Genomic DNA, 15224 nt, shown 5'->3' with positions numbered 1-15224 from the left:
TTTAATCGCTGCCTGAATGAAAAAAAAGGGCGAACGAATAGTGGCTTGACAATGTTCTCTGTACAGCACTTTTTGCGTATTTTTGCGGCGATTTTACTGGGTTTCAGCTGTTGAGTTAAGGAGAGAAATAAAAGACAGCACAAAAAAGGAAGAGTTTATGTTTCCGGAGTATGATGTCATCGTGGTTGGAGCAGGGCATGCGGGATGCGAAGCAGCGGTAGCCGCCGCCAATATGGGCGCGCGCGTAATGCTGGCGACGATGAATATGAATACGATTGCCCAAATGTCGTGCAATCCTGCTATGGGTGGCGTAGCTAAAGGGCAAATTGTACGTGAAATTGATGCACTGGGCGGCTATTCTGGTATTGTTACTGACCACACTGCGGTGCAGTTTAGGATGCTTAATAAATCCAAAGGCCCTGCCATGTGGAGCCCCCGAGCCCAGAGTGACCGGATGCTGTTTGCGGGCAAGTGGCGCGAAATGCTTGAAGCTCACGAAAATATCGACTTTTGGCAGGAGATGGTCACCGGTATTGTGGTTAAAGGCGAGCGAGTCGTAGGTGTGCGTACCGGAATCGGGCTGGAAATACCCGGCAAAGCGGTGGTCTTGACCAATGGCACTTTTCTGAACGGATTGATTCATATTGGGGAAAAACAATTTGGCGGCGGTCGTGCCGGCGAGCGTGCTTCTACCGGAATTACGGAACAATTACGAGAGCTTGGCTTTGAAGCTGGCCGTATGAAAACGGGTACCCCCCCACGGATTGATGGCCGCAGCCTGGATTATTCCAAAATGGAGGTACAGCTCGGCGATGAAGATCCTGTCGGTTTCAGCTATACGGATACCCCCAAGCTGACCAAGCAGCTACCTTGTCACATTACTTATACCAGCAAAGAAGTACACGAAACATTGAAAATGGGCTTTGATCGTTCGCCTATGTTCAATGGTCGTATTCGTGGACTGGGGCCACGCTATTGCCCCTCGATTGAAGATAAAATCGACCGCTTCGCGGATCGTGATCGCCACCAGCTTTTTGTAGAACCAGAAGGTTGGAGCACTTGTGAAATTTACGTCAACGGCTTCAGTTCTTCGCTGCCGGAGGATGTGCAGTACAGTGCTTTGCGCAAAGTACCCGGTTTTGAAAACATGAAAATGTTTCGCCCTGGCTATGCCATCGAGTACGACTTTTTTCAGCCTACGCAGCTGCGTGCATCTTTGGAAACTCGCCTCGTGAAGAACCTCTTTTTTGCAGGCCAAATCAACGGTACCACGGGCTACGAAGAAGCAGGTAGTCAAGGCTTAATGGCCGGAATAAACGCCTACCTGGCCGTGAAAGACGAAGAACCTTTTGTACTAAAACGTTCAGATGCTTACATCGGCGTTTTGATTGACGATTTGATCAACAAAGGCACGGAGGAACCTTACCGGATGTTTACCTCGCGGGCCGAATATCGCATTCTGCTACGGCAGGATAATGCGGACCTGCGCCTCACGCCACTGGCCGCCAATATAGGCATGAACCACCTGGAAGAGCGCATGGAAAGGGTGACGGAAAAAAAGGAAGCTACCGCAGCCATTGAAAAATTATTGAACAACTATAGTATCCTGCCCGAATTGATTAATCCATACCTGGAAAGTATCGGTTCTTCGCCGCTAAAGCAAAGCGTAAAGCTGAATACGGTGCTGCTGCGCCCCAATGTGTCGCTGGTAGATATTTGCGCACAGGTTCCCGCTTTCGCGCAGGAGTTGGAGCAATACGATAGCGAATCCCGCGAGCTGGCAGAGATCAATATGAAGTACGAGGGGTACATCCGCCGCGAGCAGGAGATGGTCGACAAAATGAACCGCCTGGAATCGGTGCGTCTGTACGAAAATATCGACTACCACACGCTTTCGTCGCTCAGCAAAGAAGCCCGCGCAAAGCTTACGCAACTCAAGCCGCGTACCATCGGTCAGGCCAGCCGTATCAGTGGGGTGAGCCCCTCGGATATTTCGGTGCTGTTGGTGCATATGGGGCGGTAGGGTTTAAGTCAGAAAGCGGAAGTCAGAAGTCGGAAGTATTAGGATACACGTAGAGACAGAGGAGAGTGACTCCTTTTTTCTTACCAGAAGCACCTCAAATAGGAGGCTGTTTATCAAAAATATGCCCCATAATCCAAACATATCCTTGTCCTCCCCCTGGGGAGGTGTCACAAAGTGACGGAGGGGTTGAACCTGGAGTAAGGTGTCCGCAGGACAGAGGGGGAAGCCAAGAATGGAGGTATCCTCCACCCCGCCCAGGGTACGTTAGGCAGGATGGATAACCATCTCTGCTAACGCACTCTCTTTTCCTCCGATTACCCACCTCCGCCCGAGGACAATCTCTGAGTTGATGGTGATTACAAGAAAGCGGCAACTCAACAAGTGGCAACGCATACTTGCCATTTTATCGGAAACACTTGTTAGTAGTATACGCCCGTTCCAATTTCAATAAGAAACGATAACGATAGCGCGCAAGGCAGCGCCTGAAGCCCGGCGGACGGAGGAGCAGGACGAGCTGGCGCAATGGTAGTGCGCAGCGCAGCAAGCACTAGGAATGGAGCAAGCGGTAGCGAGCGCAGCGTTGCTACGGCCCCAAAATCTCCTCAACTTATCTAAGAATAGCGGCTATACGTCTAGAATGCCGGAGTAGGATAGCGTTACTCGGTAGGTTTTCCTTAACTTGGATGGCACATTATTTTGTGTTGTCTCTTGTCACACCCATTTTTTAGAAAACCTACTGATAAATGTCCTTACTTAAGATTAACGGCCTGAATAAAACCTACCCTAATGGCACGCGCGCGCTCGTAGATGTCGACTTGGAGCTCTCTAAAGGAATGTTTGGCCTACTTGGCCCCAATGGTGCAGGGAAATCGTCGCTGATGCGAACGCTGGCGACCTTGCAAGAAGCTGATTCTGGCACTGCTTTTCTCGGAGATGTTGATATCCTCAATGACCCGCAATCTGTGCGTAAAGTGCTGGGGTATCTGCCACAAGAGTTTGGCGTGTATCCACGGATTACGGCTGCTCAGTTGCTTGATCATATTGCAACCTTGAAAGGTATCAGTAATGGAAATACCCGTAAGGATCTGGTAGAGTATTTGTTGCAAAAAGTGAACCTGTATGAAGCGCGTAACAAGAAAGTAAGTGGTTTCTCTGGCGGGATGAAGCAGCGAGTAGGCATTGCGCAAGCGCTGATTGGCAACCCGCAACTGATTATCGTAGATGAACCCACGGCAGGCCTGGACCCCGGTGAACGCAACCGCTTTCATAACCTGCTGGCAGAAGTAGGTGAAGAAGTAATCGTGATTTTATCTACCCACATTGTAGATGATGTACGCGAGCTTTGTACCGACATGGCGATCATGAACCTGGGGCAGATTGTCTATAAAGGGACACCGGCGGATGCTCTCACCTCGCTGGAAGGCAAGGTGTGGCGCAAGACGATAGACCGTTCTGAGAAGGCAGCTTATGCTGCACAGCATACTATTATCTCTGATAAAATGGTGGGCGGCCAGCCACAGATTCATGTACTGAGTGATCAGCTACCAGGGGAGGGCTTTGTAGAGGTTGCCCCTAACCTGGAAGATGTGTTCTTTACTACTATTCACGCCACTGTTGCCTAAATCCCCCCAGACTATGTTTTTTACTTTTTTCAAACGAGAAGTCTTTTCGGCGCTCAAGCGGCCGATGATTTATATTTTTATGTTTATCGTGGCGCTATTGGTGTTTTTTGCCGTAGTGAGCGATAATGTGATGATTGGTGGCGCGGTAGGTGATGTACACAAAAATGCCCCGGCAGTGATTGGGGTATTTGTGAGTGTGCTCAATATTTTTGGACTCCTTTTCGCGACCGCATTTTTCAATAATGCTGCGCTACGTGATTACAAGTATCAGTTTAACGAAATCCTTTTTAGTACGCCACTTAGTAAAGCGGGGTATTATTTTGGGCGTTTTATGGGCGCTTGGTTGTTGTCTACCCTAGTGATGGTCGGCGTATACCTTGGTGTAGTCGTTGGTGGGTTTATGGCCCCTATTTTTGACTGGATAGGTCCAGAACGGTTAGGTCCTACTCCCTGGGGAGCATTTTTTAGTAGCTACTTTTTATTCGTAGTACCCAATATGTTTTTTGCGGGTACGATTATCTTTCTTTTAGCTACTCGCTTCAAGAGTACAATTATTTCTTTTGTAGGAACTTTACTGATTATCGTGGGTTACATCATTTCTTTAAACCTGACCAGTGATATCGATAATCAGGCGACAGCAGCCTTAGTGGATGTCTTTGGAATTTCAGCATACAACCTGGATACCCAGTATTTTACCCCGGCGGAACGAAACGTAATCGGTCCAGCTTTTAGTGGCCACTTGCTGATCAATCGCCTGTTGTGGATGAGTATTGGGTTAGTGATTCTGGCGTTTTCTTACTTTGGGTTCTCCTTTGCTACTAAAGCAAAAAAGCAGAAGAAGTCTAAAAAAGGAAAAGTAGCAACGGTAGAAAAGAAAATCATTTACCAACCTTTGGTACCAGAAACAATTGAAGAAATATCGGGTTGGCAAACGTTCCTAAGCTTTTTCAAGATCAACTTTTTGTCGATGTTCAAGAGCAGTACTTTTGTGATTCTGCTTTTGTTCTCGCTCATTTTGCTGATCTCTAACCTTTGGGGAGGTTTTGAGTATTTTGGATTAAAATCTTATCCAGTGACCTATAAAATGCTGGACGAGGTGAATAACCTTTCCTCGCTTTTTGTACTTATCATTCTGGTGTTCTTTAGCGGAGAGTTGGTATGGCGTGATCGGGACAACCACATCAACGAAGTGATAGATGGAACGCCGCACCGTTCAGTAATTTCGCTGGTAGCGAAAACCTTGTCGCTGGTTTCGTTGGCGAGTATCCTTCACCTTACTTTGATGGTGGTGGCTATTCTTTACCAGGCGTTTAATGGATATACCAATTTTGAATTGAATGTCTACTTCCGTGATTTCTTTACAGGTGCCTTTTTGGTGTACCTCACCTGGGGAGGTTTACTGATTTTCATACAGGTAATCATTAATAATAAATACCTCGGTTATTTTGCTTCCGTCGTATTACTGTTTATGCTGGATATCATTTATCTGGTTTTGAAAATCGAGACCAATATGCTGAGTATCGGCGGTACGCCCAGTACGATGTACTCTGATATGAACGCTTTTGGCCCTGGCGTGACGGGGAGTTTTTGGTTCAATGGTTATTGGATGCTGTTTGGTATCCTTACCGTCATATTAGCGGCCTTGCTCTGGCCACGTGGCACCAGTAAAACGGTGAAAGATCGTTTGGCTGCCGGGCGCAAAGCACTGGGAAGTAGGTATTACGGCGCACTAGGGTTTTTCAGTGTAGCTTTTATTGTAGTGGCAGGGTTTGTGTATTACAATACGCAGGTACTCAACCCGTACAAGACATCGCACGAGCAGGAGCTACAACAAGTAAGTTATGAAAGGCAGTATCGGAAATTTGTAGACGCGCCGACGATAAGCGTCCTGGATATTAATTACTTTATTGATATCTACCCAGAAGCACGTACGACGAATGGGCGGGCGGAACTTCTAGTCAGTAACAAAAATGATGTAGCGCTGGATTCGCTGATATTTACAGTGTCAGAAAGCTACCAACAGGAAGTAGAAATACCCAACAGTGAGCTGGTTTTTGAAGATGAAGAGTTAGGTTTCCTTATTTATAAATTGAATCAACCACTACAGGCAGGAGACAGCATGGAGATGGTAGTCCGTTTTGATTACACTCCGAAAGGATTTGAAAATGAGGTGTCCAATATGTCTGTGTTGAGAAACGGGACATTCTTCAACAATGGAAGTATCTTGCCTTCTTTGGGCTATGACCCAAATTTTGAGTTGGGTGATAAAAACAAGCGCCGTAAATACGAGCTGCCCGAACGTAAGCGGATGCCTGATTTACAGGAAAACTGTTCGGATCTTTGCATGAACAATTACCTAACCGATGGAACATCAGATTGGGTAATGGTAGAAACGTTTATTTCTACCAGTGAAGATCAGATCGCGATTGCGCCAGGCTCCCTGGTAAGCAAAGAGGTGAAAGACGGGCGTGCCCATTATCACTACAAAGTGGACCACCCTTCGCAGAATTTTTACTCGTTCATTTCTGCGGATTATCAGGTGGCTACCCGACCCTGGAAAGGCATTGACCTGGAAGTATATTATCATCCCGACCACAGCATCAACATAGAACGGATGCTGGATGCACTGGAAAAATCGATGAAATACTACACCGAAAATTTCGGCCCGTATTATCACAAGCAAGCGCGGATCATCGAATTTCCTCGTTACGCTACGTTTGCCCAGGCTTTCCCTGGTACCATGCCTTACTCGGAAGCGTTTGGTTTTATCATCGATCTGGAAGGAGAGGACAAAAACAACGTGGTAGATGCCGTAATTGCTCACGAAATGGCCCACCAATATTGGGCGCATCAGGTGATCGGTGCGAACATGAAAGGGTCGACCATGTTGAGCGAAAGCTTTGCCGAATATTCTTCCCTGATGGTGATGAAACAAGGAACGGATGAGGTGCAAATGAAAGACTTCCTCAAGTATGATTTACAACGCTACCTGCGTGGCCGTAGCCGCGAAACAGAGCAGGAGCAACCGCTTATGAAAGTCGAAAACCAAGGCCATATCCACTATGGAAAAGGCTCGGTGATTCTTTATGCGTTGCAGGATTACATTGGCGAAGACAAGGTGAATACCGCCCTACGCGGCTTCCTGGAAGAGTTCCGCTATAAGGAACCTCCTTACCCAACGGCTTATGACTTTATGCGTTATCTCGAACCGCAGGTGCCAGATTCTTTACAGTATCTGATTGCCGATTGGTTTGAGGACATCACACTCTATGATCTGCGCATGGAAGAGGCGACAGCCAAGGCCCTGGACAATGGGAAATATGAAGTGACCGTCAACTTCTTGGCCAAAAAGCTAAAAGCGGACGGAGCCGGTAATACCGATGAAGCTACTCTCAACGATTGGATCGACATCGGTTTTTATGCTGATCGTGACGAAGAGGAGCTGATCATGCGCCAGCGGGTTTACCTCACCCAGGAAGAAGGGCAATTGAGTTTCACGCTGGATAAACTCCCCGCCAAAGCAGCCATTGACCCATTGCGTTTATTGATCGACCGTGTCGATGATGACAATGTGAAGACGGTTGTGGTAGAGTAAAGGTCAGGTTGGTGAGGGGTATCATTAGTGGGCTTTCGCTCCAGCCTGACCGTACTAGGTATTTGGTAGAGGGTATAGGGATTTGTTGTCCGCAAGTGGCAGCAGATCCCTATACCTTTTCATGTGCCCTTAAGTGCTTTATGTGGTTCAAAAAAAAGCCCGCCGCTTCTCTCGAAGACGACGGGCACTCTCCCTTAAAAAAAGCTAATTTTTTCGACCCATTCCTGCCCTTTCAGGGAGGGTTAGGGTGGGTCCTACTCCAAATCGAAGAGGGACGAAAAGCGTGTAATAAAGTCAGAATCTTTCCGGTAGGTAAGCGTGTATAAAGTCTTGTAACCCTTACACCCTTACACTAGTCCAACCCTTACACCGAGCCTTACTCCTTCACGACCTTCGCCGAGTACACCTCCTGGCCAGCGTACATCTTCAAGATATACAAGCCCGCAGGCTGCGCACCCAAGTCGATGCTGGTGCCGGGCTGCTGCTGGCTCACAACCAAGCGGCCAGTAGCGTCGTAGGCTTCTACACGCTCCATGTCGATTTGAGGCAGTTGTACCAGACCATTGGTAGGGTTAGGGAAGACGCGCAGGGCGGTGGTGGTAATATCGGTGACACCGGTAGTGCCCTGGTTAGTGAATTCGAGGTTGAAAGTGTTTGATAACTCAAAGAAATCTTCCGTCACCATCAAGAGGTAATCGACGCCCGCTTCCGTTTCTATGTCGATACCAAAATTGGCAACACCCCCTTGATAAGCGCAAGCTACTTCCGTAAGCATCCCGCAAGTACCGGTGTACAAGACCCCGGCTAGTGGGGCGTCCAGATTACTATTGTTGATGCTGTTGATTGTGTAGCGGTTACCATCGCCAGTGAAAGCATAATAGATGGTCGCGGTGCCGTCTTGAAGCTGGAAAAAACAAGAAGGCACGAGATCGGTATCATCGGTGTTATATTCCGCATTGTCATAAGTGTCCGATACCTGCGGTACCATCTCTGCTTGGCCTACCAAGGCGCTGATGTCAATGGGGTTGGTACACATTTCACCAGGTAGAAGAGGGTCTGTCAGGTTCGTCACCTCAATACAAAACTCTCCAACCGTTCCATCAAAACCATCCACCAGGATCAGGTATTCTACGCCTTCTTCGGTATCAAATTCTAAAAGGAAGGTTAGCGTTCCTCCGGCAGGGTTGTCGTCATTACAGGCTACTGTGGTAAGGTTGCCGCAGCTACCGCTGTAGACTACTGCCTGAAGGTCAAGGTCTGTATTAGGCCCCGTACACTGTACGTTGCGTACCTGGTAGGTATTGCCATCACCTGTGAAGGAAAACCAGCCACTATTTTGGAGTTGATCTCCTCCGTAGAAGCAATCGAAACCGGCAACGGGGTCGTCAGCGCCCGTGGCGAAATCGGTATTGTCGTACAAACCAGTCGTTTGTGGCTCATTGAAAGCTTGCCCAAATTGAGCAGAAATGTCAATCGCCTCATCGCAAAGGTCGCCAGGTACAGCCAGTGCCGTCACCGTAATCACCGCACCCTGCTCACCTCCACAACCATTGGCATCAGAATATGTATAAGTGATCACATTTTCACCTTCACCCGCCGCGGCAGGGTCAAAGCTGTAGGTCATGCCGTTGCCGTTGTCGGTGACGCCATTACCGGAGTATACACCGCCCGCAGGCATACCGCCGCTGAGGCCAGTCTGTACGCCAGCATCTACTTGTACGCTGAGGCCACCAGTAGAGAAGGTGACGGTGGGGGCGGCTACGACTTCAAGTGTTGTACTAGCCATCACGCCACCAAGTGTGTAGGTAACGTTAAAGGTTCCTACTCCTCCAGCCGCTGCTGGGTTGAAAGAAAAGGTGCTACCGTCGCCATTGTCGGTGACGCCAGGGCCAGAGTATACACCACTACTTGGAGAAGCACCACCTAACATAGTAGGCATGTCGTCTGAACAAACATTGGGTAGATTAGAAAAGGCTGGAGTACCAATCGTCAGTTTAGAAACCTTACCTGTTGCACCAAAGGTACCGCCTGTCTGGGCAATATACATATCTATACCGTCAAACGCAACGTTGCGAGAACCTACGATGCCTTCCGTTACTACTGCTTCGGCTGTAGGCGTATCAGCATTAAGGTTAATTCTGGAAACTTGGCCGCTCTCGGCAATATATAGGAAGCTACCATCTAGTGTTATTCCAGCAGGCTGGCTAAAACCAGTAGCTACGGTTGTTACTACTGCTGGAGTTTGGGTAATGTCGACCTTTACAATCGAAGAACTACCAAATATAGATAGATAGATAGCATCCCCAAATTTTGCGATACCTAAAGGGTTGTTTAATCCGCTAGCTATTATTGTAGGAGTAGGGGTTGCTTCTGTGAGGTCTACCCGTATTAATTGATCTACCCCCTCGTCTGTGATGTAAAGAAGGTCACCATCAACGAAAAGGTCATTCGGGGTGGCCAGTCCTGTATTAAGAACTACTTCAGGTACTGGCGTAGCTTGGGTAAGGTCAATTTTAGAAACTCTATCAGCCCCGCTTTCCCCGTAATAGAGGAAGTCTCCACTGATAGTCATAGCAGCAGGGTTCAATAATCCAGTCAGCACGACTTCTATAGGCGGTGGAGCAGGAGCAGTAATGTCAATCTTGATAATACGACCTGCTCCTAGTTCTGCAATGTAAAGATCGTCTCCGTACAGAGCACAATCATAGGGGAAGGTTAAGCCTGTTAGAATATCCGTCACCTGCGCTTTGGCAGTCATCATGCTCAAAGAGCAGAGTAAGAATAAGAGATAAAACTTTTTCATAAAAAGATAAAATTGGTACATAAATTGGGTTCAATGCGTACGCTTTTTGAGTTTTGGCGTACTCTTTTTGCCAAGGTTTCCCGTGGCTTTTGTAGGTGTATGTCAAAAGAAAGGAGTGAGGTAAGTGGGGAAGGTGCTTTTTTTTAAGTTTATATCAATATCTTAACTAAGGGTTTGATTTTTGTCCCTGTTTTTAACTAGCACCTTCGTTGTTCAGCGCAATTCTCTCCCGTTTTCGAGAATGCGATTTGACGAAATAGGCCATTCTTAGGTAAATGTGTTGTTTTTAAAACAAAAAATAATTACATATAAAAATACAAAACATTTTATGCGAATACTATCTTTGTAGCCGGTTCGTTTTCTTGAAGAATTAATCCTCAGTAGGCGGAACCTTAACTTCCGCCCAACACAGCAGTATGAATTGGCAAAAAGCATTTCAGAAAACCACCACTATTTTTCAACAGTATCTAGGAAAGACAGGCCAACGGTTTGGGGCCTGGCTCAAGGAGCAGTCAAAATTGCGGCTTGCTATCTATGGGATAGGTGGGCCGATAATCACTGGTGTAATAGCTGTGTTGGTATTGGCTTTTTTGGTTTGGCAGGGTGCTTTCGGAGCACTGCCTACGTATGGGGAGTTGCAGAATGTTGAGAACAACCAGTCATCAGAAATTTACAGCGAAGACGGTGTGCTCCTGGGCAAGTATTACATCGAAAATCGAACCGACGCGCGATTGGATGAGATTTCTCCCGAGGTCATCAATGCGCTAGTTGCTACGGAAGATTCCCGCTTTTTTGAACACAGCGGCATTGATTTACGCTCCTGGGGGCGGGTACTGGTAAAGTCAATATTATTACGTGATGAATCCTCTGGTGGCGGAAGTACACTGAGTCAGCAATTAGCGAAGAATTTGTTTCCTCGACAAGCGTATGCTTTTTTAGCGATGCCCATCAATAAGCTACGGGAAATGTTTACAGCTCGTAGGCTGGAAAGTATCTACGACAAAGAAGAACTCCTGCGTCTCTATCTCAATACGGTGCCTTTCGGCGAAAATGCTTTCGGCATTAAGGTGGCGGCTTTTCGATATTTCAATCAGTCGCCCGAAAACCTGAGTACGGAAGAAGCGGCAGTGCTGGTAGGTATGCTTAAAGCAACGACGGCTTACAATCCTCGCCGCCATCCGGAAGCAGCCACTGAGCGCCGCAACGTAGTACTCAGCCAAATGGCCCGCGCTGGTCACTTAGAAGCCAGTGTTTTGGATAGTCTGCAAGCTTTGCCGCTTGAGCTCGACTACCAGCAAGAAGGCCACAACGAAGGAATGGCTACCTACTTCCGTGAGCAGCTCCGCCAGGAAGTCACCAGCCTGATAAAGGACCTCAAGAAGCCCGATGGCAGTGCTTATAACCTTTATACCGATGGGCTGAAAATTCATACCACCATCAATAGCCGGATGCAACGGCACGCCGAAGCAGCTGTGGCCTACCAGTTGCCTTTGGTACAGCGTCGGTTTGAGGACGACTGGAAAAAACGAACACCCTGGTCAGAGAAAACACTGCAAAGTGCCTTGGAGCGAACACAGCGCTACCAGGATTTAAAGCAGAAAGGTGCCAATGAAGCGCGGATTCAGAAGAGTTTCGACAAGCCAATGCCGATGACCATCTTCGTTTGGGGAGAAGGTGCCGTGGATACTTTGCTTAGCCCTATGGATTCGCTCAAACATTACTTGACATTACTGAACGTAGGCTTGCTTTCTGTGGAGCCACAAACCGGACTCGTCAGGGCCTGGGTGGGCGGTGGCGATCATCGTTTCATCCAGTACGACCACGTAAAATCACGGCGGCCAGTAGGATCTACCTTTAAACCAATTGTTTACACGGCCGCCTTGCAGAGTGGAATGATGCCCTGTGAGTATACCTCCAATGAGTTACGCACTTACGACCAATTCAAAGGCTGGCAGCCCCATAATAGCGATGGGAAATACGGTGGAGCTTATTCACTGGCGGGGGCACTTAGTAATTCGGTCAATACCATTGCCGTAGAACTTGCCCTTCGTGCCGGTGTCAGAAATGTAGTAAAGCTGGCGCATGATATGGGGATCAGTAGCGATATACCAGAAGTACCCGCCATCGCACTGGGGGCTGTGGAGGCCAATTTATTGGATATGGTAACTACCTATGCCACCTTTGCTAATCGGGGTTACCGCCCGGATCGCCTCCATTATTTGGATAGGATAGAGACTGCAGAAGGAGAGGTGCTACTCACCTTTGATCGTCCAGATGGCAACCGTTTTAAGAAAGTACTAGAACCTGGTCATGCAGATATGATCCTGAATATCATGCAAAGTGTGGTGGACAGTGGCACCGCAAAACGTCTGCGTACCGAGTTTGGTATTGGCGGTACACTGATGGGAAAAACCGGTACCACTCAAGACCAGGCCGATGGCTGGTTTGTTGGGTTTAACCCCAAGATGGTAACCGGTGTATGGGTAGGTACCGATCACCCCGGTATTCATTTTCGTAGCCTCTCGCGTGGGCAAGCATCACGCACGGCACTGCCTGTTTTTGGCTCCTATACCGTACGCGTGATCAAAGATCCTAATTTCAAAGCGATCCGCAGAGCTACCTACCCTGAGCCGCCGGAGATGGTGCTTGCTTTGTTGGAATGCCCGCCTTATTTGCCAGAAATGCCGATTGTGGGTTACGAAGACGCCCCCGTCGATCAGATGGTAGAATGGAACCGCACCATTGAATCAATGGACGCTGCGCTTCTGCAAGAACTCCTTGATAAGAACCCCCGGCGGGAAAACGAAACGCTGGCGGAATACGCCCAAAGAATACGCCGAAAAAGTGAGCGATACGAACGCCGGGATGAGCGCCGAGAACATTGGGGTAAAGTGCTCTTTGGCAGGGATGATGATGGGTAGGTTAATAGCTATTATACGTGAATTCCTGCACCACTTCTCTTAGTGAATTCTGTGAGGCACACATTTATGATTAGTCTTCGTTCTCGAAACATTAAGGGCATAGGTGGGCTATTGGTGATCTGTGATTAGCGACTAGTAGCTCACCCTTGTTGCATTAATGAATTAATTAAGGTTACATCTTATACTCCGTAGGTGTCCCCTCCATTTCCTGATCTGGTCCCTGCTGGGCAGCGTCGATCATGAGGTCGTCCATCCCTCTTCCACGAACGCTTGGCGTTGGCAATACCATTGCGCCAAACAACTGCATGTCTTCGTCAAAGTGTCGATAAAGTTCATCCAGCGGAATGGTGAAAGCTTCTTCTTCGACATCAAAATTATTGAGGTTGTCTACCCCCAGGATATCACCGGCAATGAACTGCCCTAGTTGAAAATAAGACTCCCATTGAATTGGATCAAAAAATTGATCAGCAGTAGACTCGTGAGGAAAGTCGGGGTTGTAAATCTTGTATTTGTAAGTTCCGTATTGGAAAGCATCCTTGAAGGCAGCGTCATCTGGTCGGCCGGTAGGTGCTGTAACGGTACTTTTTACGTAAACAAAAACACCTGTTTTCTTTCCACCGGGATAGTGTACAATCTTTTCTTCGCCTTCATCTGTACATACTTTTTCCCAAAGCTGGTACAAATCAGCTACGGCAAACCGTTTGCGAGAATAACCATGACTAGGGTTTACCCGCATGATGTCTTCTGGGATATTATCAGGGCGAAAGCGGATATCGATACCTAATTCGTTACGAGCTCTAACGGCAAGATTTTCCAAGTCGGCAAAAGTAAATTTGGGGTCAGCGCCAGCGTCAACCGAGACGATGAGTTTGCATTGGCGACGGAGCAACTCCATTACGCCGAGGTTCTCAATATGCCCTCCGTCACTGATGTTGATCATCTTTTTATCAGTTCCGATACGACCAAATAGCTCGTAGAAAAAGTAGAAAGGCCACCAGACCAAGGGCCAGGAAGTCTTTATTTTAAGAGGGTTCCAGGTCCAAAAACCAAGTCGCAAATTGAAGACGGTAAGAAGAATACTAAGGAGCTTGTTGGAGTAAGCACCAAGCCCAGGGTTGACTGCCGCCGCTGAAATAGTGACTGCTGCGGGCAAGGTCATCTGCCTGTAACCAATAGTTTCCTCCGTCGGTACATAACCTACTAGTTTGGCTCCACAGTAAAGCGGAGAAAGAAGGAAATAATCGCTGGCTTTTGCCCCCTGAAAATTGGGGTCTTTACTGGACTGTAGGTTCAGGCAAGTGTTGATCAAGGGGTAAGGAGCGAGGTAGTCTTTAGCTTCATCACTCTGTGGTTGACATAATTGGTGCAGAAATATATTCTTATTATTGGTGGCAAAGTGCAAGTAAGCATCCGCCAGTTGCTTGCGGTAAAAACGATGGAAGCTGGTTGCGTTAGGGTTGGTGAATAAGCCCATCAATATCAGGATAAAACCAGCCGTTACAAAAAAAAGAAGCTGCTCAGCGCTGGGCGATTTTACGGATTGAAAGCTTTTAATCAAAGGCCAGCCAAAGGTGCTCAGGATGCCAATAACAACCAAAGTCTCTAGGCGGTTGAAAAGATTGGATCCATCCAGCTTGTAGACTTGTGCAATGTTAAGGAGGTAATGAAGTACGAATATGACAAGTCCGCCATAAAAAAGTTCGGGCATCAGCCACTGCCAATGCTGCTGAAGCGCGTCCGTGAAATTGACGGTTATCAAATCATAATAATCACAGAAAAAGTAGGAGCCTACGACCAATGTTACCAAGATAGCGGGGCTCAGTAGACTCATTAAAAAGCTGATCAAGAAAGCAACAACCAGTGTCAGCTGATTCCATATTTTTTCTAGGCCAGTGCCAGGAAAAAGGTATTCTCCATGAGAGCGCATGTAGGCCAAGTGCTCGGTCGCAAACAGCTTTCCATCTTGTCCTTTTTCTTTGGTCGTGGCTTGAATATAAGCCCCTGTATACCCACCTCCAGAAACAGTACTTAGGTAATCTGCTTGTTTGAGAATGCCAAATTTGTGAAGGGTTTTTAATATCCCGAGGTTGATCGTAGCGGAACGTATACCGCCGCCAGAGAGCGCCAAACCAAAACGATTGTTGTTGAGGTCGGCGGCGAAGTCATCGCCCATTATTTTTCTTCGTCTTTCTCGCAAAAGCTCGTCTTCAGCAGCGATGACGTCGGAGTAGGTGTTTTTTGCAGACATGAATTGTGGGGT

The 15224-nt window shown here is 47.7% G+C and carries 7 protein-coding genes; 4 read left to right on the top strand and 3 right to left on the bottom strand.

Translation table 11 applies throughout. From position 1 onward, the window contains the following. The first annotated feature begins 157 nt into the window (after positions 1–157). Positions 158–2023: a tRNA uridine-5-carboxymethylaminomethyl(34) synthesis enzyme MnmG gene (gene mnmG / locus A3EU_RS0116355; protein WP_020537268.1), complete on the top strand. Its 1866-nt coding sequence runs from the start codon at positions 158–160 to the stop codon at positions 2021–2023. 264 nt (positions 2024–2287) lie between these two features. Here the strand turns inward: mnmG and A3EU_RS35285 are convergent, their stop codons facing one another. Further along, entirely contained in the window at positions 2288–2416 is a 129-nt protein-coding gene (locus tag A3EU_RS35285; RefSeq protein WP_281169154.1) for a hypothetical protein, read from the bottom strand. Between the two features lie 350 nt (positions 2417–2766). Between A3EU_RS35285 and A3EU_RS0116350 the strand changes: the two genes are divergently transcribed. Further along, positions 2767–3645 (top strand): ABC transporter ATP-binding protein, encoded by an 879-nt coding sequence (locus A3EU_RS0116350; protein ID WP_020537267.1) that lies wholly within the window; start codon positions 2767–2769, stop codon positions 3643–3645. Positions 3646–3658: 13 nt separating this feature from the next. Beyond that, complete coding sequence (locus A3EU_RS0116345) at positions 3659–7240, top strand: M1 family aminopeptidase (RefSeq protein WP_020537266.1); 3582 nt, start codon at positions 3659–3661, stop codon at positions 7238–7240. A 376-nt stretch (positions 7241–7616) separates the two neighbouring features. On the opposite strand, the gene A3EU_RS0116335 is transcribed toward A3EU_RS0116345, so the two are convergent. Next, on the bottom strand, positions 7617–10043 hold the full coding sequence (locus A3EU_RS0116335) for a T9SS type A sorting domain-containing protein (protein WP_169433363.1): 2427 nt from the start codon (positions 10041–10043) through the stop codon (positions 7617–7619). Between the two features lie 416 nt (positions 10044–10459). On the opposite strand from A3EU_RS0116335, the gene A3EU_RS0116325 reads away from it, so the two are divergent. Next, complete coding sequence (locus tag A3EU_RS0116325; protein ID WP_020537262.1) at positions 10460–12964, top strand: transglycosylase domain-containing protein; 2505 nt, start codon at positions 10460–10462, stop codon at positions 12962–12964. A 172-nt stretch (positions 12965–13136) separates the two neighbouring features. On the opposite strand, the gene A3EU_RS0116320 is transcribed toward A3EU_RS0116325, so the two are convergent. Then, positions 13137–15212 carry a patatin-like phospholipase domain-containing protein gene (locus A3EU_RS0116320; RefSeq protein WP_020537261.1) on the bottom strand — a complete coding sequence of 692 codons (2076 nt, stop codon included), beginning with the start codon at positions 15210–15212 and terminating at the stop codon, positions 13137–13139. Between the last annotated feature and the right edge of the window lie 12 nt (positions 15213–15224).

It is taken from the genome of Lewinella cohaerens DSM 23179 (genome assembly GCF_000379805.1).
Lineage (GTDB): Bacteria > Bacteroidota > Bacteroidia > Chitinophagales > Saprospiraceae > Lewinella > Lewinella cohaerens.
The sequence above is the reverse complement of the archived record's forward strand: the minus strand, read 5'-3'. Positions and strand labels throughout refer to the sequence as shown.

Excerpts from the sequence above, each read along its gene's own strand:
- A3EU_RS0116350 (WP_020537267.1), top strand. The coding sequence starts at position 2,767 with ATGTCCTTACTTAAGATTAACGGCCTGAATAAAACCTACCCTAATGGC.
- A3EU_RS35285 (WP_281169154.1), bottom strand. The coding sequence starts at position 2,416 with ATGCGTTGCCACTTGTTGAGTTGCCGCTTTCTTGTAATCACCATCAAC.
- A3EU_RS0116320 (WP_020537261.1), bottom strand. The coding sequence starts at position 15,212 with ATGTCTGCAAAAAACACCTACTCCGACGTCATCGCTGCTGAAGACGAG.
- A3EU_RS0116325 (WP_020537262.1), top strand. The coding sequence starts at position 10,460 with ATGAATTGGCAAAAAGCATTTCAGAAAACCACCACTATTTTTCAACAG.
- A3EU_RS0116345 (WP_020537266.1), top strand. The coding sequence starts at position 3,659 with ATGTTTTTTACTTTTTTCAAACGAGAAGTCTTTTCGGCGCTCAAGCGG.
- mnmG (WP_020537268.1), top strand. The coding sequence starts at position 158 with ATGTTTCCGGAGTATGATGTCATCGTGGTTGGAGCAGGGCATGCGGGA.
- A3EU_RS0116335 (WP_169433363.1), bottom strand. The coding sequence starts at position 10,043 with ATGAAAAAGTTTTATCTCTTATTCTTACTCTGCTCTTTGAGCATGATG.